Origin of the sequence: Micromonospora sp. NBC_01699, assembly GCF_036250065.1 — a bacterium.
GTDB lineage: Bacteria > Actinomycetota > Actinomycetes > Mycobacteriales > Micromonosporaceae > Micromonospora_G.
The window spans coordinates 4,305,647-4,326,740 of record NZ_CP109199.1 but is presented as its reverse complement, the minus strand read 5'-3'; the positions used below and the strand labels follow the sequence as shown (position 1 = coordinate 4,326,740).

Here is a 21,094-nt window from a genome sequence, read left to right as displayed (position 1 = left end):
CTGAGGGCGGTGGACGGCTGACGTCGCGGGTGAGTGGTGGTCACGCCCCGGAATATGCTCGCGGGGAAGGGGGTGACCGATGGCGGGACGGGGACGACCGCGCACGTTCGATCGAACGGTCGCGCTGGGGCGGGCGATGGAGGTGTTCTGGCAACACGGTTACGAGGGCGCCTCGATGGCCGAACTCACCACGGCGATGGGTATCGCCTCGCCGAGCCTCTATGCCGCCTTCGGTAGCAAGGAGGCGTTGTTCCGGGAGGCCGTGGCGCACTACAACGCGACCGAGGGCGCCGCCCCGTTGGCCGCACTCGACGGCGGCGACACCGCGCGGGCCGGTATCGAGGCGATGCTGCGGCACAATGCCCGTACCCACGTGGATCCGTCCCGGCCGCTGGGCTGCATGGTCGTACTGGCCGCCACCGCCGGCCCGGCCGGAAACGACGAGGTCCGTCGATTTCTCGCCGGGTGCCGCAACGACGACATCGCCGGGCTCCGTACCCGCGTCGAACGGGGTGTGGTCGAGGGCGACGTACCACCGACCGTCGACTCCGCGATGGTCGCCCGCTTCTTCGGCGCCGTACAACAGGGAATGTCGGTCCAGGCCCGGGACGGCGCGAGCCGCGAGACGCTCGACGACATCGTCACCTGCGCCATGGCGGCCTGGGACCGGTTGGTGAACCTTCCCACCGGGTCGGGCGGCACGAGGGCGCGTCCCGCACCGGCGAAGGCCGCCGTACCCGGGTGACGCGGTCGACCGGCGGCCCTGTCGGGTCACGAACCCGACGGGTACGCGGTGACGGTGCCGCGTACGGCCAGGCCGGTCTCGGTGCCGACCGGTGGGGTCCGGTGACTGGGCACGCGGGCGGTGATCGGGGAGGCGGCTCCGGGCAACCTGAGCTCGACGATCGCGTCGGGTCCGTAGAAGGTGACGGCCGCGACGTGTGCCGCGGGCCGGTCGGCGGCCGGTGGGGTGAGCGTGATCTGTTCGGGCCGGATCATGACGCTGTCGCCGACGGCGGGCCGGGGCCGCCGTACCGGGATGACACCCAGGACGGTGTGGGCGCCGTCGTCGGCGAGGGTGGCGGGCAGGATCACGGCGGTGCCGAGGAAGCCGGCGAGTTCCAGGTCGGCCGGGTGGTGGTAGAGCTCGGCCGGCGACCCGGCCTGGACGAGCCGGCCCCGGCGCATCACCGCTACCTGGTCGGCCAGGGAGAGGGCCTCCGCCTGGTCGTGGGTGACCAGGATGGTGGTGGTGCCGGTGGCGGCCAGCGCGGCGGTGACGGCGCGCCGGGTGCCCTCGCGCAGGGCGGTGTCCAGGGCGGAGAACGGCTCGTCGAGCAGGACGACGCTCGGCTCGGGCGCCAGGGCGCGGGCCAACGCGACCCGCTGCTGCTGTCCGCCCGAGAGCTGGTGCGGATAGCGGCCGTGCAGGGCCGGGTCGAGACCGACCAGGTCCAGCAGTTCGGCGAGCCGGCCCCGGTCACGCCGCCGGCGCCGGGGGAGCCCGAAACCGATGTTGGCCGCGACGGTCAGGTGCGGGAACAGCGCACCCTCCTGGGCGACGTAGCCGATCTGCCGCCGGTGTGCCGGGGTCCAGCGGCCCGGCCCGGTGACCGTGGTGGAACCGACGCTGACGGTGCCGCTGTCCGGTCGGTCGAACCCGGCGACGAGGCGCAGCAGGGTGGTCTTGCCGCACCCGGAGGGCCCCAGTACGGCGGTCAGGGTGCTGGCCGGTACGTGCAGGTCGATCCCGTCGAGCACGGTCTGGTCGGGATAGCTCTTGGTCAGGGCGGTGATGGTGAGGTCGGTCATCGGGTCCTGCCTGTGGTGCGGCTGAGGAGGTAGGCCAGTGGCGCCGACAGGATCACCATGAGCGCCGCGTACGGGGCGGCGGCGCCGTACGCGACGGAGTCGCTGTTGGCCCAGAACTCGGTGGCGAGCGTGCGGGTGCCGATCGGTGCGAGCAGCAGGGTGCTGGTGAGTTCGGTGGTGACGGCCAGGAACACCAGGGCCGCCCCGGCTCCGACACCGGGGGCGATGAGCGGCAGCGTCACCCGGCCCCAGACGGCGACCGGTCCGGCGCCCAGGGCGCGGGCGGCGTCGTCGAGGTGCGGGGGCGCGTGGGCGAGGGCGGACCGCAGGCTCACCACCGCGCGCGGCATGAACAGGATCGCGTACGCGGCCAGCAGCATCGTCGTGGTCTGGTAGAGGGCGGGGGCGGAGCGGACGCAGATGGTGATCAGGGCGAGGGCGACGATGATGCCCGGAAGCGCGCTGCCGAAATAGGTGGCCCGTTCGATGACGGTACTGAGCCGACCGGGCCGACGGACGGTCAGCCAGGCCACCGGTAGCGCGAGCGTGACCGTGACGGCGGCACCGGCCACACCCAGGCCGAGGGTGGTCGCCGTCGCGCCGGCCAGGTCGGCGACCGGGAACCGGGTGGAGGATCCGGTGCTCAGCCAGTAGACCAGGCTGCCCAGCGGCACCCCGAGGGCGAGCCCGACGACACCGGTGACGGCGGCCAGCGCCGCAGGTGTCCGCCGACCCAGGCGTACCGGGGTCGCGTACCGGGCCGACCCGGACCCGAGCCGGGCGTGCCGGACCCGTCCCCGCAGTCGCAGCTCGCCCATCAGCAGCAGCAGGCAGGCGACGGCCAGCACGCTGCCGAGCATGGTCGCGGTGGGTCCGTTGAAGGTGGCCTGGTACTGGTCGTAGATGGCGGTGGTGAAGGTGGGGAAGCGCAGCATTTGCAGGGCCCCGAACTCGGCCAGCAGGTGCAGGCCGACCAGCAGCATTCCGCCGAGGATCGCCGGCCGCAGCTGCGGCACGACAACGCGCAGGAAGACCCGCGCCGGGGACAGTCCGAGGGCGCGGGCGGTGTCTTCGAGGGCCGGGTCGAGTCCGCGCAGCGTCGCGGCGGCGGGCAGGTAGACCAGTGGGTAGTAGGAGAGCGTGACGACCAGGACCGCTCCGCCGTAGCCCTCGACGGCCGGGGTGAGCGACACCCAGCCGAAGCTGTTGACGAACGCGGGAACGGCCAGCGGCACGGCGAGCAGGACGTGCCACACCCGGCGACCGGGCAGGTCGGTGCGTTCGGTCAGCCAGGCGGCGCCGGTGCCGAGGACCGCGCTGGCGAGCATCGCCGCGACCGCCAGGCGGGCGGTGTTCGACAGCAGTTCCCCGACGCGCGGCCGGACGAGCTGCTGGTACGCGGCACCCCAGCCCTCGCCCACCGCGAACCCGGCGACGTAGCCGAGCGGGATCAGGGTCAGCGCGGCCACTGCGGCGGCGCACCCGGCGACGGCGGTGGGGTACCCGCGTACCCGGGCACCCCACCGCCGCGCCGACGACGTCACCGTCACCGACGACGTCCCTTCCCGGCAACACGGGTCACAGCAGGCCGGCCTTCTGCATCAGCGCGATCACCTCGGGCCCGTTCAGCGCGGACAGGTCCACGTCCGGCGGGCTGAGTTCGGACAGCGGCTTGAGCTTGGCGTTCGGCGGTACGTCGCTGGCGATGGAGTACTCCAGGGCGGTGCTGTCGGACAGGATCTGCTGCCCCTTCGCCCCGGTCAGGTACGCCACCAGTTGCTGCGCTTCCTTCGGGTGCTTGCTGGACTTGAGCACCCCGGCGCCGGAGACGCTCAGGAACGCGCCCGGGTCCTTGGCGTCGAACAGGTGCAGTTCGGTCTTGCTGCTGTTCGCACCGGACTCGGCCCGGTCCTTGTACCAGTAGTAGTGGTAGATGACCCCGGCCGGGATCTCGCCGGCGTTGACCGCCTTGAGGATCGCGCCGTTGCCGGTGTAGATCTTCGCGTTGGTCTTCAGGCCGGTGAGCCAGGCGCTGGTCTGCTCGGGGCCGTTGAGGGCGAGGACGGCGCTGACGATGGCCTGGAAGTCGGCGCCGGCGGCGGCGATCCCGAACCTGCCCTTCCACTCCGGCTTGGCCAGGTCCAGCAGCGACTTGGGCAGCTGGGCGGCGGGCAGCAGCGACGGGTTGTGCACGAACACGGTCTGCCGGGCGGCGAAGCCGACCCACGACTTGTCCGGCGGGGTGAAGCGGGCGGGGACCTGGGCCTGCGTGGCCGGGTCGACGGTGGCGAAGCCGCTCTTGGCGGCGACCAGGCTCATCGCCGGGGAGTTCTCGGTGATGAACACGTCCGCCGGGGAGGCCTGGCCCTCGGCGACGATCTGGTTGGCCAACTCGAAGTCCTTGCCGTTGCGGAGCTGGACCTTGATGCCGGTCTGTTCGGTGAAGTCCTTGACCATCGCCTCGGCCAGATCCACGTGCTGGGCGTTGTAGAGGGTCAGGGTCACGTCCGACGGGCTGCCGGCGCCGTCGGCCGCCGGTTCGGACGTCGAGCAGCCGGTCACGGTGAGTAGCGCCATCGCCGCCACGCCAGCCAGGGTGCGCTTGCCGCGCATCAGGTCCTCCGAGGGGTACGGGGCCAGCCGGGCCCTGTGCGGTGGAACGGCTCGTTCGGCCAGGCGGGTGCGGCCACGACCCGAGCGAGACACAGGGCAGGCTTACCTCAATTAGGGTTGCCTTACCTGAGGAACTGTTGCATCTACATGTTGTAGATGTCAACTTCCGACCCGGAGGGGGCTACGGTCGGCGCAGGTTGGGCAGTTGATGCAGCCAGAGCACGAGCGCCCGGCTCAGCTCGTGCGCGTACGCCAACCGGGCGCGGACCGCCGGCGGATGCCCCGCCCCGTCGGCCGCGATCTCCCGCTGGTGTCGCCGGACCACATCCAGGCTGTTGCCCAGGAAGGCGTCGAAGGTGGACGGATCGGCGACCTCGACGGCGAGCATGCCGCGCAGCTGGACGTCCTCGACCCCGGCGCCGGCCGGGATCTCGGTCAACCACGACCGCTGACGGTGCTGCCCGGCGACGGTCAGCACGTACGTGCGTCGGTTGCGATGGCGTCTGCGGGCCGGCGCCGCGGCCTCGATCCGCAGGTGTCCGGAGCGTTCCAGGCGATTCAGTGCCGCGGTCACCCGACCGAGGTCGACGGCCTGCCCGTCGCCGAACAGCGTGGCATGCCGCTGGCGCAGGTCCTGGGCGCTGTACGGACGCTCGCCGAGCAGTACGAGCAGGACATCGTCCAGTGCCGGGGTCACCGCGATGCAACCCTCCCGCCGACCCGCGCGGCAGGCCATCTTCTACAGTTTGTAGAAGTTAACAGAGCGGGACTCGACGGCCAAGGCCGGCGGATCGTCGAGGTTGCCGCTCGGGGCGTCCCCGATCCGCCCCTACCTCGCCGGCCTCATCACTCGGCGTCCTCGCGCAGCAGGGCACGCAGGATCCGCTCGTCCCGGTCGTCCAGGGTGCCGACGAACCGGCGCAGCACCGAGGTGCGATCGGGCTCGGCTGCCAGCAGCCGGCTCATCCGCTCGGCGACCAGCCCGGCGGCGTCGCGTACCGCGCCGTAGCGGTAGGCCCGACCGTCCCGTTCCCGGCGGACGGCACCCTTGTCGAACAGCCGGGTGAGCGTGGTCACCACCGTGCTGTACGACAGCGGCCCGCCCGGATCGAGCCGATCGCGGACCTCGCCGGGGGTCAACGGCCCGGTCGCCTCGACGAGGATGGTGACCACCTGAGCTTCGAGCTGACCGGGACGTCGGCGACCGTTCTCGGACGCCCTGTCGCCGGGAGCGGGCTGTGTCGTGCTCATCGGGTTGACTGTATCGGTCCGCGGCCGAGCCCGGTCGCGGTCGTCGTGCCGTCCGGGCTCCAAGCGTGGCACACTCGACCGGTCCGGACGGAGGGGCATGTTCGATCATTTCGTGTGGTCGGTGGTGGTGGTCCCGCCGCTGATCGTGCTGGCGATGCGGTTGCTGGCCGACCGGTTGCCACCCTCGATCGCCGCGGTCACCCTGGCCTGGTCGGCCGCTGTCGTGGGCGCGGCCAGCATGACCAACCTCGCCGTGTTCGCGTTGGTGGCGGTCGCCGAGGTGCCGGCCGTGGGGCGGACGGTCGGCTGGTCGTCGCGGGTGGTCGCGGACGACACCGCCCATGTGGCCTGGGCGCCCTGGTTGAGCGTGGCACTGCTGGTGACCGCCGGGGTGGCGGTCGCCCGGCGCTGGCGCCGGCACCGTCGGGCGCTCGACCTCGAACCCGTCGGGCTGCCCGGCGACGGTCCGCTCGTGCTGCTCACCGATCCGTCGGTGCAGGCGTTCGCGGTGCCGGGGCGTCCCGGTCGGGTGGTGGTGACCACCGGCCTGCGCCAACTGCTCACCGAGCGCCAGTTCGACGCGCTGCTCGCCCACGAGCACGCGCACCTGACGGCCGGTCACCATCGGCTCGTCCGGCTGGCCGAACTCGCCGCCGCCACCCATCCGGCCCTGTGGTGGGTCGCCCGCCAGGTCGACTACCTGGTGGAACGGGCCGCCGACGAGCAGGCCGCGATCGAGGTCGGCAGCCGCCGTACGGTCGCACACGCCATCGGCGTGGCCGCCCTGGCGGCGACCGGGCAGCGGAACATCCCGCGGATCCTGCACGCCGCGTCGCCCGGCGGCATCGTTCCGCGCCGGGTCGCGCGACTGCTGCACCCCCGCCCACCCGTCCGCTCGCCCGCGCTGCGGGCACTGCCGGTGTCGCTGGCGCTGGCCTCGCTGGTGTGGACCGGCGAGGCGATCTACGACCTGTTCGAACTGCTCAACGCGGCCCGATCCGGCCGATAGGTGAGGGGTCCCGACGCAGCACGCCGCGGGCGATCAACTCGACCGTGGCGGCGATGGCGATCGTCTCCACCGCGAGCAGTGCGACGAGGATGAGCAGTTGCGTCACTCCGGCCTGCACCGGGCTCGCCCCGCCGAGCAGTACGCCGACGAACGCGCCGGGCAGGGTGACCAGCCCGACCGTCCGGGTCTGGTCCAGCGCGGGTACGAGCGCCTGGCCGGCGGGCTCCCGACACACCTCAAGTACGGCGTCGCGTCGACCGAACCCGAGCGCCAGCCCGGCCTCGTACTCGCCGTGGCGGGCGTGTAGTTCGTCCAGTGAGCGGCGGCCGGCGAGGGTGGTGGCGGTCATCGCACCACCGATCAGGATTCCGGCCGTCGGCAGTACCGCCAGCGGTGTCGCGGGCAGCGACCGACTTGCCAGGAGCAGCCCGAGCGCGGGCAGTACACCGAGTCCGATCGGGAGTGCGGCGACCCATCCGGCACGCGCGGAGCTGATTCTGCGGGCCGAGGTCAGCGAGGCCACCACGTACATGACGGCGATGAAGGCGGACGTGCTCCACCAGGATTCCAGCACCGTCAGGATGATCAGCGAGACGGCGCCGAGTTGCAGTACGGCCCGTGCCGCCGCCCGTACCACCGCCGCTCCCGAGCCGAGCCGGGTCAGCCCGAACACGGTCGCGGCGAGCAGGGTCAGCGCCGCCAGGACCGGGAACAGGGTCGGGCCGATGGTGATCGAGGCGCCGTTCATCAGCGCATTGTGGCCGACCGCCGGCGGTGGATTCTCCGGCGGTGCGCCACCGTGCGGTGCGGCACGCCGTGACACGGCGGCGGGCGCACGACCGACGGCTGTACGGTCATGCGCCCGGCATGCTGTCCGGGCCCGCCTCGGTGGGTCGGCGAGCCCGGCGGGTTCAGCAGGTGACGACGCCCACGAAATAACCTTCGTTGGCGAAGTTGCGTTGCATGGTGAGGACTCCGGCACCACTGCCGGCGGTCACACCGACCAGACCGAGGGTGCCTGTGCCGTCGATCATTGTCCAGGACAGGTAGCCGTTGGCGGCCTTTGCGCCGGCAACCGGCCGTACCACTCCGTTGGAAACGTTGTAACTGATACTGCCGATTCCGCATCCGACTATCGTGCCGACGAACGACGCCGTCCCGCTCAGGGTGAACAGGTCGGGTAGTCCGGTCGACATCAGGCAGTAGTCGTACACAATGTTGCCCAGCCAGGTGTCGCCGGTCCGGGTCCCGAGTACCGCGTCGCCGCGGATTGCCGTGCCGCCGGGACAGGGGGCAGCCCCCGGTAGCCCGATGCCATCGTCTCTGAAGTTTGTCAGGACTGGAATGAGGCGGGGTGCGACGACCTCTGGGTCGGCGGCTTTCGCTGTGGCGGTCGAGGGCGGAAGCAGACCGAATGCGAGCAGGGTGGCGGCGACGCCGAGCCCGGCCTGACACGCGGTGAGGGCTTTCGCCGAGGTCGTTTTGAAAACGCCCATGGTCTTCTCCTTGCGATGGGACCTCGCCGGGAACATGCCGACCAGGGGATCGGCCCCGTTTGTCGGGCTCGCGGCGTGGTCCGACCGTACCGGCCCCGGCTCCGGTCCGTCTGTCATTGATCCGTCACGATAAATCCCAGATGTCGCGTACGAGAGCTGTGTAGCCATTGCTGGAGATGTGGGCAGATCTCACATCTGTCTCGGTGGATGTTCTGTCCGGTCAACCAGGGCTGTGACCTGCGTGAACGGTGATATATCGATCAGCATCGAAGTTCGAGCCTCGCCTGAGCGCTGACTGCCCTCCCGGTGGGCGGGTGGCGGGTCGGCCGGGGGTCCGATCGGGCCGCTCCGGGCTTACTTCGGCGCGGTCGACCTGCTCCGGTAACCGGCGATCCGGCCGGCCGCACAGTAAACCTTTCATCTTGCCGCGGAAATCTGAGAACTGCCTATTATCGATTCGCCCTCACATTTTTCGGTTTTCGAGCGCTGTTGTCGAAGAGTCCGGAGACGGCGGCGTTTGATCAGAGTGGTGACCCTTGCAAGGGTCTGGGCATATGTATATGCTCGCGTCAAGCTCGATCCCGGTGCACGCCGCTGGGGTCTGACATTTCGGCGTCGTGGTTGTCGCCGCCAGCTCCGCGCGAAGGCGCGAACATACAAAGAGGCAGGCTGGCGCTTGCGCGAATTCTGAGACGACGCGGTGTCTCCATCGCCGAGTCTCGTGTTCCGGCTGTGTGCCGGCGCCGAACTGAGAACTGTCGAATTCTACGACGCCACCACCGCGTAGACGTCACGCGGGCTGCCGGGTGACGTTGCCGCCCCCATCCCGGGGGTTCATTGTGTCTGTCGGCCGAATGGCCGCCGGGAAATGCAACCCATATTGCGGCGAGGTTTCAAGTCGGTGTCCAAGTCCGCGCTTTTCTCAAGGAGAGAGATCATGAAAGCATTCGTACCGTCGACCTCGGGTAGCCCCTCATGACCGGCGCGAGCGGACGCGACGTGCTGGTCACCGGCATGGGCTTCTGCCTGCCCGGAGAGAACGAGCCGGTCACCACCGCGGACGACATGTGGCGGGTCGCCTCCACCGGTCGCTGCTGCCTGACCCGCAACGACGAGGGCGTCTACTACGGCACCGTCGGTCTCACCGCGGGGATGTTCGAGCAACTCGTGCCGGACGTGCCCGGCGTCTTCGCCGAGCACTTCACCGACGCCCACCGGCTCGGGCTGGTGGCGATGGTCGCCGCCTGCGAGGACGCCGGGCTCGACTTCCGGACCGACGATCTCACCGAGGCGGGGATCCTCGCCGCCCGTGGCGGGGTGGACGCCAACATCGGCAGCTACCTCGCGATGCTCCGTAGTGACTCGGAGACGATCGACCTCGCCGCCGCGGCCGGGATCTTCGTCGAAACCGCGCTCTCGCTCACCCCGTCCGATGTGGCACTGGCCCAGTCGGCACTGGTCCGCTCCACCGGCCCGTGTTTCACCGTCTCCTGCGGCTGCTCGTCGTCGTCGGTCCAGATCAACAACGCCCGCCGGATGATCGCCGCCGGCGAGGTGGAGATCGCCGTCGTCACCGGCGTCGACACCCTGAGTTTCGACCTGCTCCAGCGCCTGTTCGGACTGGTGGAGGTCGTCCAGCAACTCGACGCCGCGGACCGGCCGATGCCGCTGCCGGACGAGGTGCTGTCCTTCAAACGGCTGATGCGGCCGTACGACCGGCGGGCGCACTGCGTCAACTACGGCGAGGGTGCCGCGACCGTCATCTTGGAGAGCCGGGAACACGCCGAACGCCGGAGCGCCCGACCCCACGGCCGGGTGCTGGCCCAGGCGGTCGTCCGGGACGGGCTGGCCCACCCGCTGGCCAGTGACGACAGCGGTGCCGGACTGGTGTCGGCGGTCCGCAAGTGCCTCGGACAGCAGTGGGACCTGAAGCAGGTCCCCTACATCCACGGCGGCAGCGACGGCGGCATGGCCACCCTGGAGTCCAACGCGATCAGAACCCTGTACGGCCCGGCGGCGGCGGACCTGCTGATGACCTCGCAGGAAGGGTGCTTCGGGCACAACGGCGCACCGACCGGATCGCTCGGTGTGGCGCTGACCCTGCTGATGATGCAACACGGCGAGGTGTGCCCCACCGCCAACTGCGAGGAACCCCTCGAAGACCTGCCGTTCGACCCCGTACCCGGGGTGACCACCCGGAAGCTCGACTTCGACCACGCCCTGACCTTCACCTACCAGCTCGGCGGCCTACAGAGCTCGATCCTGCTGGGTCGAGCGGACTGACACCGGTACGTCACCACCAGCACGCCCGCCAGGTATTCACATTGTTAGTGGAAGGGGACTCCGGTGCGCCAGAAAACAGAACACGCCGGACCGGAAAATCAGGCCATCGCGATCATCGGGATGGGATGTCGCCTGCCCGGCGACGTCGACTCGCCCGCGGCGCTCTGGCAGTTGCTAGTGGACGGGCGGGACGCGGTGGGCGAGTTGCCGGTCGAACGGACCGGCGGCGAGATGTCGGACCTGGGGGGACGGATACCGGCCGGGGAACGCGTACCCCGGGCCGGCGGCTTCCTGCGCGACGTCGCCGGCTTTGACGCGGACTTCTTCGGCGTCGGCCGCCAGGAGGCGGACGTGCTCGACCCGCAGCAGCGGCTGCTGATCGAGGTGACCTGGGAGGCGCTGGAGCACGCCGGACTGCCGCCGGAGCGGCTGGACGGCACCTCCACCGGTGTGTTCACCGGCATCAGCTACGACGACTACGTACGGCAGCTCGCCGGTCGGACCGAGGAACTGGCCGGCGCCATCCTCACCAACGGGTTCTGCGTCGCCGCCGGACGGATCTCCTACCTGCTCGGGCTCAGCGGCCCGTGCGTCTCACTGGACACCGCGTGCTCGTCCTCCCTGGTGGCACTACACCTGGCGGTACAGGCACTGCGGGCCGGGGAGTGCGACACCGCCCTCGCCGGCGGGGTCAACCTGCGGCTCTGGCCGACCACCACCAGGTCGTTCGCCCGGATGAAGATGCTCTCCCCGACCGGCCGCTGCCACACCTTCGACGCCGACGCCGACGGCTTCGTCCGCTCCGAGGGATGCGCAGTGGTGGTGGTCAAGCGCCTGGCCGACGCCACCCGCGACGGTGACCGGGTGCTGGCCGTGATCAGGGGCAGTGCGGTCAACCAGGACGGTCGCTCCGACGGGCTCACCGCGCCGTCGGGTGCCGCGCAGCAGGCCCTGTACCAGCGGGCGCTACGGTCGGCCGGGGTCGAGCCGGGCGACATCGGGCTGATCGAGGCGCACGGCACCGGCACCCCGGTCGGCGACCCGATCGAGTTCGCGAGCCTGGCCAGCGTCTACGGCGCCGGCGAGCACCCGTGCGCACTCGGATCGGTGAAGACGAACATTGGCCACCTGGAACCCGCGGCCGGCGTCACCGGCCTGATCAAGGCCGTACTCTGCCTACAGGCCGACCAGATCGCGCCGAACCTGCACTTCAACAGCTGGAACCCGGCTATCGACGCGGAGGACACCCGGCTGTTCGTGCCGACCGAGGTGGTCGGCTGGCCCGCCGGGCAGGAGAGCCGACTGGCGGCGGTGTCGTCGTTCGGCTTCTCCGGCACGAACGCCCACGTCATCCTGGAACAGGCCCCGGCCCCGGTCGGCCGCCGCCACCGGTCCGGGACCACCGCATCGGCCGTAACGAACGGCCCCGGTGTGTTCCTCGTACCGGCCGGGTCACCGGAGGCGCTACCGGTGGCGGCCGAGCGGCTCGCCGACTGGCTCGAACGGGACGGCGCCCCGGTCGCGCTCGGGGACATCGCCCACACCCTCGCCCTGCGCCGATCCCCGGGCCGGGGCCGCCTCGGCGTGGTCGCCGACAACCGGGAGGACCTGGTCGGCGCGCTGCGGTCGTACGCCGCCGGCCGGATTCATCCGGCGGTCGTCTCCGGTGCGGTCGGCGCCGGCATCAGTCGCCGGCCGATCTGGGTCTTCTCCGGCCAGGGCTCCCAGTGGGCGGGCATGGGCGCAACCCTGCTGGCACACGAGCCCGCCTTCGCCAGGGCACTGACCGAGGTGGACAAGCTGGTCCTCGCCGAGGCCGGCTTCTCGGTGCTCGACGTGATCCGCGACGGCACCGCCGTCAGCGGCTGCGGCCGGGTGCAACCGGTGCTGTTCGCGATGCAGGTCGCCCTCGCCGCGACCTGGCGGGCGTACGGCGTCGAACCGGCCGGCGTGATCGGCCACTCGATGGGCGAGGTTGCCGCGGCGGTGGTCGCCGGCGGCCTGTCGGTCAGCGACGGGGTCAAGGTGATCTGCCGCCGGTCGGCGCTGCTGGAGCGGATCGCCGGTGCCGGGGCGATGGCCAGTGTCAGCCTCGACCGCGACGCCGTACAGGGCGAACTCGCCGCCGCCGGGGTGACCGACACCGTCTCGGTGGCGGTCATCGCCTCCGCCGAATCCACGGTGGTGGCCGGCGACGCCGCCCACATCCGGCGACTGGTCGAGGAATGGGACGCGCGCGGCGTACCGGCCCGACAGATCGCGGTGGACGTGGCATCCCACTCCCCGCAGGTCGATCCGCTGCTCGCCGACCTCACCACCGCACTCGCCGACCTCCGTCCCCGTCCGACCGAAGTGCCGTTCTACTCCACCGTGCTCGACGACCCGGCCGACGCACCGGCGTTCGACGCGGCGTACTGGTGCGCGAACCTGCGCCGCCCGGTCCGCTTCGCCGCCGCCGTCACCGCCGCCGCGGCCGACCGGCACACCGTGTACGTCGAGGTGTCACCCCACCCGGTGGTGACCCAGCCGGTGGCGGAGGTGCTGCGCGGCCTGTGCAGCGACCCGGTGGTCCTGCCCACGCTGCTGCGCGACGAGGACGAGTCACGCACCTTCCGGACCCAGCTCGCCGCCCTGCACTGTGTCGGCGTACCGGTCGACTGGTCGGTCCTGTACGCCGACAGCGCCCTCGCCGACGTACCCACGATGACCTTCGACCGCCGTCGGCACTGGATTCCCGACCTCGGGGCGACCACCCGACCCGACCGCACCCCCGGCGCCGCCGGCACCCTGCCCGGCTGGTACACCGAGGTCGCCGGCACCCCGGCCCAGCACGCCTGGCACGGCGAGGTCGGCACCGCCGCCCTGCCGTGGATGACCGACCACCGGGTACACGGCGAACCGGTGCTGCCCGGTGCCGCGTACGTCGCGGTCGCGGTGGACGCCGCCTGCGCCGTGTTCGACGCCACCCCGGCGGAGATCGAGATCACCGACGTGCAGTTCCGCGAGCTGCTCCGGCTCGGCCAGCAGACCGCGCTGGGCACCACCGTCACCGTGGTCGCACCCGATCGGGCCGAGTGCGAGTTCCTGGTCCGGGAGGACGACGGCGAGTGGATCCGGCACGCCATCGCCGGACTGCGCCATGTCCCCTCCGAGGAACGCCGGGTGCTCTCCGTACCGGCGCTCGCCGACCGGCACCCGGTGGCGATCGACCCGGCCGCGCTCTACGGCGGGCTGCGGGAGCGGGGCATCGACCATGGTCCCGCGTTCGCGATCATCCGGGAACTGCACAGCTCCGCCGACGGCGGCAGCTACCTCGCCCGGATCGAACCACCGTCCGTGGACGTCGCGCAGTCCGCGCTGCGGGTCCATCCGATCCTGCTCGACGCCTGCGCGCAACTGCTGGTCGCCGGCGTGATCGCGGACGGCGGACAGGACCAGGTGCTGCCGGTCGGACTGCGGGCGATGCGGGTCCTCGGCGACCCGGCGACCGCCGCCTACTGCATCGCCCGGATCGACCACGACGACGCGTCGACCCTGCGCGGCACCGTCACCGTGCTGGACGAGGACGGCGTGGTGCTGGCCGTGCTCGACGACCTTGAGTTCGTCCGGCACCGCAGCGACGACCCGGTCGATGTCGACCAGTGGTTCCTTGAGGTCGGCTGGCGCACCGAACCCCGCCCACCGGTCCGGTCGGCACGGCCGGGGGAGTGGGCCGTACTCGGCGGACCCGGCGGCGCGGCCCAGGACCTGAGCAAGCTGCTGCTCCAGTCCGGCGCGATCACCCGTACCCGGAACGCCCCGGACCCGCTCGCGTCGCTGGACTCCCTCCGGTCGTCCCTGGTCGAATGGCTCGCCGCCCGGCCCGCACCGCCGAGGGGCCTGGTGCTGGTGCTACCACCGTTGGCATCGGAAGCGGATCCGGGCATCGCCGCCATGCGCCACACCCGACTCCTGCTGGCCGCCGCCCAGGCGGTGACCGCCCACTACCCACAACCGCCGAGGCTGTACGTCATCACCCACGGCGGGCAGGCCGTCGCCGGGGCCAACCGGGTCGACCTCAGCCACACCGCCGTACGGGGGGTGCTCCGCGTCCTCGCCCACGAACATCCGGAACTGCGGGCCACCCTGATCGACACCGACCCGGAACAGCCGACCCCGGACGCGCTCGTCGACGAACTGCTCGGTGCCGCCCCGGACGACGAGGTGGCCCTGTGGGCCGGCACCCGGCAGGTGGCCCGGCTCGCGTACGCGCCGCTGTCCAGCACCGAACGGACCGCCGCCACCGTGCGTCCCGTCCGGTACGGAGTGGACCGGTTCCGGCTCCGGGCCGGTCGGCTCGGCGAACCCGACCGACTCGAACTCGCGATCACCGCCCCGGTGGCACCCGGTCCCGGCGAGGTCGAGATCCAGGTCCAGGCGGCGGGGCTGAACTTCCGTGACGTCCTCACCGTCATGGGCCTGCTGCCCGGCGGCGACGACCTGAAGTACCGCATCGGACTCGAATGCGCCGGTGTGGTCCACGCGGTCGGCCCGGACGTCACCCACGTCAGCCCCGGCGACCGGGTGCTCGCCCTCGATCTGCGGGGCGGATCCTTCGCGTCGTTCGCCACCGTGCCCGCGGTCTTCGTGGTCCCCATCTCCGCCGGACTGGACTTCGCCACCGCCGCCGGACTGCCCGTCGGCTTCGCCACCGCCTGGTACGCGCTGCGCCACGTGGCCCGCCTCGCGCCGGGCGAGCGGATCCTGATCCACTCCGCCACCGGCGGAACCGGACTGGCCGCCGTACGGGTGGCCCGGCTGCTCGGCGCCGAGGTCCTGGCCACCGCCGGCAGCGAGGAGAAGCGCCGCTACCTGCGCGAGCTGGGAATCGAGCACGTGATGGACTCGCGCTCGCTGGACTTCGCGGCCCAGACCCGCGCCGCGACGGCGGGGGAGGGGGTGGATGTCGTACTGAACTCCCTGGCCGGGCCGGCGATCCGAGCCGGGCTGGAGACCCTGCGCCCGTTCGGTCGGTTCGTGGAACTCGGCGTACGCGACATCATCTCCGACACCGCCCTCGGACTCGCCCCGCTGCGGCACAACATCAGCCTGAGCACGGTGGACCTCACCGAGTTGCAGGAACGCCAGCCGGACCTGCTCGCGGAGGTCCTGCGGGAGGTGCTGGCGGAGATAGCCAGCGGCAAGCTTTCCGCGTTGCCGCAACGGACGTACCCGTTGGCGCTCGCGCCCTCGGCGTTCCGGGACATGGCCGCCGCGGAGCACCTCGGCAAACTCGTCCTCACCATGCCCGAGCAGGGCAAGACCACCGCGGTCCGGTCGGACCCCGTTCCGGTACGGTCCGACGGCGGTTACATCATCACCGGCGGTCTTCGCGGCGTCGGCCTCGCCACCGCCCGCTGGCTGGCCGAGCACGGCGCGAACCACCTCGTCCTCAACGGTCGTACGCCGCCCGAGCGGCGTACCGAGCGGGTGCTGGACGAGTTGCGACGCGGTGGGACGCGGGTGACCGTCGTCCTCGGCGACGTCGCGGAGCCGGACATCGCCGAACGCCTGGTGACGGTCGCGAACGCCGGTGGCAGTGTGCTGCGTGGCGTCGTGCACTCCGCGATGGTGCTCGACGACGCCGCCCTCGCCGGCATCACCGACGCGCAGCTCGACCGGGTCTGGGCACCCAAGGTCACCGGCGCCTGGCGCCTGCACGAGGCCTGCGCGGACCGATCCGCCCCGGACTGGTTCGTGCTCTACTCCTCGATGGCCTCGCTGTTCGGCAACGCCGGCCAGGGTGTCTACGCGGCGGCGAACGCGTGGCTGGACGGATTCGCCACCTGGCGCAACGCCCGTGGGCTGCCCACCCTCGCGGTCAACTGGGGGCCATGGGGACAGACCGGCGTGGCGACCAACTTCGCCGACCGTGGTTACCAGACCATCCCCACCTCGTCCGGCCTGCACGCGCTCGGCGCACTGCTCACCCATCACCGGGTGCGGACCGGTGTCGTCCCCGGTGAGCCGGAGACCTGGCTCTCTTCCAACGCGCGGCAGTCTCCGCTGTTCGAACTGCTCGACATCGGCACGGAGCAGGACCAGAACGAGTCGGTCGACAGCCCGGACATCCGGGGCCACCTGGAGGCGCTGGAGCCGGGGCTCGGCCGGCGGACCGCGCTGGAGGAGTATCTGACCGGGCACATCCGCGCCGTACTCCGGCTGGGTGCCGCGACCCTGGATCCACAGACTCCACTGCGGGCCCTCGGCTTCGACTCCCTGCTCTCCCTGGAGTTGCGTACCCGGCTTGAGGGCGGACTGCGGGTGAAGTTGCCGGGCAACTTCGTGTGGAAGCACCCGACGCTGGCCGAACTCGCGACCGGCCTGGCCGAGTACATGGACCTCGACCTGTTCGGCCCGAAGCGAAGCGACGGCTGAGGCCACGACCGAGACAAAGGCAAAGGCAAACCATGACGTACGGACCGGAGTGGGAAGGGCGAACAGCCATGCCGGAAACCCTTCCCGCTCCGGCCACACCGGTGACCCGGGCGCAGTGGCAGGAGCTGGTGCTGACGGTGCTGCGCAAGAGCGGCGCCGCCGACGAGTCGACCAGCCCGGCGGCGGCCGAGGAACTACTGGCCCGGATGACGTACGACGGTATCCATGTTGCGCCGTTGTATACCGCTGCGGATGCTGTTGTGTCGGCTGGTTTGCCGGGGTTGTCGCCGTTTACTCGTGGTGGTCGGTCGGTGGGTTCGGGTTGGGATGTGCGGCAGCGTCATGTGGATCCTGATCCGGTGGTGACGAACGAGGCGATCCTCGCGGATCTGGAAAATGGTGGTACGTCGGTTTGGTTGGTGTTGGGTTCGGGTGGTGTGGATCCGGCGGCGTTGCCGGTGGTTCTCGATGGTGTGTTTCTCGATATGGTCGGGGTGGTGTTGGATGCTGGTCCGTTGACGGAGGTGGCGGCTGCGGCGTTGTTCGGGTTGGCTGATGGTGTGGGTGTGGCTCCGGGACAGTTGTCCGGGAGTTTGGGTGTTGATCCGTTGGGTTGGCAGGCTCGTACGGGTGAGGTCGCCGACCTGCGGCCTGCCGCCGCCCTGGCTGTGCGGTGTGCGGCGGAGTATCCCGGTCTGCGGGCGGTGACGATCGACGCGACGGTGTTTCACGATGCGGGTGGTAGTGATGCGCAGGAGTTGGGGTGTTCGATCGCGGCGGGGGTGGCGTATTTGCGGGCGTTGACCGGTGCTGGTCTTGATCCGGCTGCTGCTTTGGGTTTGGTGGAGTTTCGGTATGCGGTGGGTGCTGATCAGTTTTTGGGTGTGGCGAAGTTGCGGGCGGCGCGGCGGTTGTGGGGGCGGGTGGCGCAGGTGTGTGGTGTGGGTGGGGTGGGTGGGCAGCGGCAGCATGCGGTGACGTCGGCGGCGATGATGACGGCTCGTGATCCGTGGGTGAATATGCTCCGGACGACCTTGGCGTGTTTCGCGGCGGGGGTGGGTGGTGCGGACGCGGTGACGGTGGCGCCGTTCGACGCCCGACTCGGGTTGCCGGATGGGTTCAGTCGTCGGATCGCCCGGAATACGCAGTCGTTGTTGTTGGCGGAGGCGAATGTGGGTCGGGTGATCGATCCGGCGGGTGGTTCGTGGTATGTGGAGCGTTTGACCGAGGATCTCGCCCAGGCGGCCTGGGTGTGGTTTACCGAGATTGAGCGGGCCGGTGGTTTGTCTGCCGCCCTGAGCAGTGGCTTGGTCGGTGATCGGTTGGCCGGCACGTGGGGTCGGCGGGTGGAGAACCTGGCTCATCGGCGGGATCCGATCACGGGGGTGAGTGAGTTCCCGAATCTGGAGGAGCGTCGACCGGTCCGCCCCCCGGCACCGACTTCACCCGGTGGTGGGTTACCCCGGCACCGGTATGCGGAGGTGTTCGAGGATCTACGGGATCGGGCCGAGACGCATATCGCGACCACCGGCATCGCCCCGACCGTGTTTTTGGCGACTCTCGGCCCGGTCGCGGCGCATACGGCTCGGGCGTCGTTCGCGGCGAACCTGTTCGCCGCCGGTGGGATCACCACCGTCCGCGGCGGCCCGGGGACCGATCCGGACGGGATCGTGGCGGCGTTCGTCGCCTCCGGCGCCACCGTCGCTTGTGTGTGCGGTACGGATAAGGCGTATACGACGTTGGCGTCACCGGTCGCGGCGGCGTTGACCGCGGTGGGTGCGGTACGAATTTGGCTGGCTGGTCCGCCCGGTGGGTACGACGGGGTGGATTCCTACCTGTTCACCGGCTGTGACGCGGTACGGGTCCTCCAAACGACGCTGGCTGACCTGGAGGTGGCATGAACCCGAACCCGAACCCGAACCCAGGCCCGAACCCGAACCTGATGCCGGACCCGAACCCGAACCTGGGCCCGGATTTGTCGGGTCTGATTCCGGATTTTTCGGATCTGGGGTTGGGTGTTCCGGATCCGGTGGTGGATCCGGGTCGGTGGGCGGACGCGGTCCGGGACCGGACCGGTACCGGTCCTGAATCTTTGGTGTGGGAGACGCCGGAGGGGATCAGCGTTGCTCCGCTCTACACCGCGACGGACGTTGAGGGTGTGGATTTTCTGGATACGTTTCCGGGTGTGGTCCCGTTTGTGCGGGGTCCGTATCCGACGATGTACACCACCCAGCCGTGGACGATCCGCCAGTACGCCGGCTTCTCCACCGCGGCGCTGTCGAACGCGTTCTACCGGCGGAATCTGGCGGCGGGGCAGAAGGGGTTGTCGGTGGCGTTCGACCTACCGACGCACCGGGGTTACGACTCGGATCACCCGAGGGTGGTCGGGGATGTGGGGATGGCCGGGGTCGCGATCGACTCGATCCTGGACATGCGGGAGTTGTTCGACGGGATCCCGTTGGACCGGATGAGCGTGTCGATGACGATGAACGGGGCCGTCCTACCCATCCTCGCCCTGTACATCGTGGCCGCCGAGGAACAGGGAGTGGCCCCGGAACAGTTGTCCGGGACGATCCAGAACGACATCCTGAAAGAGTTCATGGTCCGTAACACCTACATCTACCCACCCGGACCGTCGATGCGGATCATCTCCGACATCTTCGCCTACACCTCGACCCGGATGCCCCGGTTCAACTCGATCTCGATCTCCGGCTACCACATCCAGGAAGCCGGCGCGACCGCCGACCTCGAACTCGCCTACACCCTCGCCGACGGCATCGAGTACCTCCGCGCCGGCCAAGCCGCCGGCCTCGACATCGACGCCTTCGCCCCGAGACTGTCGTTCTTCTGGGGTATCGGCATGAACTTCTTCATGGAGGTCGCGAAGCTCCGCGCCGCCCGCCTCCTCTGGGCCAAACTCGTCCGCCAGTTCGAGCCGAAGAACCCGAAGTCGTTGTCCCTGCGGGCCCACTCCCAGACGTCGGGCTGGTCCCTGACCGCCCAGGACGTGTACAACAACGTCGTCCGCACCTGCGTCGAAGCGATGGCCGCCACCCAGGGCCACACCCAGTCCCTGCACACCAACGCCCTCGACGAAGCCCTCGCCCTACCCACCGACTTCTCCGCCCGGATCGCCCGCAACACCCAACTCCTCCTCACCCAGGAATCCGGCACCACGAGTGTCATCGACCCCTGGGGCGGCAGCCACTACATCGAACGCCTCACCCACGACCTCGCCACCCGCGCCTGGGCCCACATCCAGGAAATCGAAACCGCCGGCGGGATGGCCGCCGCGATCAACGCCGGCATCCCCAAACTCCGCATCGAAGAAGCCGCCGCCCGCACCCAAGCCAGAATCGACTCCGGCCGCCAACCCGTCATCGGCGTCAACACCCACCAACCCACCACCACCGAACCCATCGACGTCCTACGCGTCGACAACACCGCCGTCCGCACCGAACAACTCAACAAACTCCACCGCCTCCGCACCGAACGCGACCCCCGGGCATGGGCGACCGCCCTCGACAACCTCCGCAACGCCGCCGCCACCGAACCCGCCACACACACCAACCTCGACCAGAACCTGCTCACCCTCGCCGTGAACGCCGCCCGCGCCAACGCCACCATCGGAGAAATCAGCAACGCCCTAGAGGATGTCTACGGCCGACACACCGCCCAGATCCGTACCATCACCGGCGTGTACCGCAACGAAGCCGGCACCAACACCACCATCGAACAAACCCGGACCGCCACCGCGGCGTTCGCCACCGCCGAAGGACGCCAACCCCGCATCCTGATCGCGAAAATGGGCCAGGACGGACACGACCGAGGCCAGAAAGTCATCGCCACCGCCTTCGCCGACCTCGGCTTCGACGTCGACGTCGGCCCCCTGTTCCAAACCCCCACCGAAGTCGCCCGCCAAGCCGTCGAAGCCGACGTCCACATCATCGGCGTCAACTCCCTCGCCGCCGGCCACCTCACCCTCGTACCCGCACTCCGCGACGCACTCACCGACCTCGACCGCCCCGACATCATGATCATCGTCGGCGGCGTCATCCCCGAACAAGACTTCGACGCACTTCGCGCAGCCGGAGCAACCGCGATCTTCCCACCCGGAACCATCATCCCCAACGCCGCACTCGACCTCCTCACCCAACTCACCAAACGACTCGGCCACCCGACGGCCGAGCAAAACTGACGCTGTTGAACGACG

At 70.4% G+C, this 21,094-nt stretch carries 13 protein-coding genes; 6 read left to right on the top strand and 7 right to left on the bottom strand.

Annotation, left to right across the window (positions count from 1 at the left end; all coding sequences use genetic code 11):
- Positions 1 to 79 precede the first annotated feature (79 nt).
- A complete protein-coding gene (locus OG792_RS18635; RefSeq protein ID WP_329100566.1) occupies positions 80 to 745 on the top strand; it encodes a TetR/AcrR family transcriptional regulator in 666 nt (221 codons plus the stop codon).
- A 26-nt stretch (positions 746 to 771) separates the two neighbouring features.
- Here the strand turns inward: OG792_RS18635 and OG792_RS18630 are convergent, their stop codons facing one another.
- The 5 genes from OG792_RS18630 to OG792_RS18610 form a co-directional block, all read right to left on the bottom strand.
- Complete coding sequence (locus OG792_RS18630) at positions 772 to 1,812, bottom strand: ABC transporter ATP-binding protein (protein ID WP_329100564.1); 1,041 nt, start codon at positions 1,810 to 1,812, stop codon at positions 772 to 774.
- Entirely contained in the window at positions 1,809 to 3,362 is a 1,554-nt protein-coding gene (locus tag OG792_RS18625; RefSeq protein WP_329100562.1) for an ABC transporter permease, read from the bottom strand. The genes OG792_RS18630 and OG792_RS18625 overlap by 4 nt, the downstream gene beginning before the upstream one ends.
- Before the next feature lie 28 nt (positions 3,363 to 3,390).
- Complete coding sequence (locus tag OG792_RS18620) at positions 3,391 to 4,425, bottom strand: iron ABC transporter substrate-binding protein (protein WP_329100560.1); 1,035 nt, start codon at positions 4,423 to 4,425, stop codon at positions 3,391 to 3,393.
- 181 nt (positions 4,426 to 4,606) lie between these two features.
- Complete coding sequence (locus OG792_RS18615) at positions 4,607 to 5,161, bottom strand: hypothetical protein (protein ID WP_329100559.1); 555 nt, start codon at positions 5,159 to 5,161, stop codon at positions 4,607 to 4,609.
- 110 nt (positions 5,162 to 5,271) lie between these two features.
- Entirely contained in the window at positions 5,272 to 5,676 is a 405-nt protein-coding gene (locus OG792_RS18610; RefSeq protein ID WP_329100557.1) for a BlaI/MecI/CopY family transcriptional regulator, read from the bottom strand.
- Positions 5,677 to 5,773: 97 nt separating this feature from the next.
- Between OG792_RS18610 and OG792_RS18605 the strand changes: the two genes are divergently transcribed.
- Positions 5,774 to 6,685, top strand: coding sequence for a M56 family metallopeptidase (locus OG792_RS18605; protein WP_329100555.1), 912 nt, complete (start codon positions 5,774 to 5,776; stop codon positions 6,683 to 6,685).
- On the opposite strand, the gene OG792_RS18600 is transcribed toward OG792_RS18605, so the two are convergent.
- Entirely contained in the window at positions 6,660 to 7,433 is a 774-nt protein-coding gene (locus tag OG792_RS18600) for an ABC transporter permease (RefSeq protein WP_329100553.1), read from the bottom strand. The genes OG792_RS18605 and OG792_RS18600 overlap by 26 nt on opposite strands.
- A gap of 163 nt (positions 7,434 to 7,596) precedes the next feature.
- On the bottom strand, positions 7,597 to 8,181 hold the full coding sequence (locus OG792_RS18595) for a hypothetical protein (RefSeq protein ID WP_329100552.1): 585 nt from the start codon (positions 8,179 to 8,181) through the stop codon (positions 7,597 to 7,599).
- Positions 8,182 to 9,156: 975 nt separating this feature from the next.
- Here OG792_RS18595 and OG792_RS18590 point away from each other — a divergent pair.
- The 4 genes from OG792_RS18590 (at position 9,157) to scpA (ending at position 21,079) form a co-directional block, all read left to right on the top strand.
- Positions 9,157 to 10,464, top strand: coding sequence for a beta-ketoacyl synthase N-terminal-like domain-containing protein (locus tag OG792_RS18590; RefSeq protein ID WP_329100550.1), 1,308 nt, complete (start codon positions 9,157 to 9,159; stop codon positions 10,462 to 10,464).
- Between the two features lie 63 nt (positions 10,465 to 10,527).
- Positions 10,528 to 16,881 (top strand): type I polyketide synthase, encoded by a 6,354-nt coding sequence (locus OG792_RS18585; RefSeq protein ID WP_329100548.1) that lies wholly within the window; start codon positions 10,528 to 10,530, stop codon positions 16,879 to 16,881.
- A 128-nt stretch (positions 16,882 to 17,009) separates the two neighbouring features.
- Positions 17,010 to 18,782, top strand: a complete 1,773-nt coding sequence (locus tag OG792_RS18580) for a methylmalonyl-CoA mutase family protein (RefSeq protein WP_329100546.1) — start codon at positions 17,010 to 17,012, stop codon at positions 18,780 to 18,782.
- A gap of 41 nt (positions 18,783 to 18,823) precedes the next feature.
- Positions 18,824 to 21,079 carry a methylmalonyl-CoA mutase gene (scpA, locus tag OG792_RS18575; RefSeq protein WP_329111317.1) on the top strand — a complete coding sequence of 752 codons (2,256 nt, stop codon included), beginning with the start codon at positions 18,824 to 18,826 and terminating at the stop codon, positions 21,077 to 21,079.
- Positions 21,080 to 21,094: the final 15 nt, after the last annotated feature.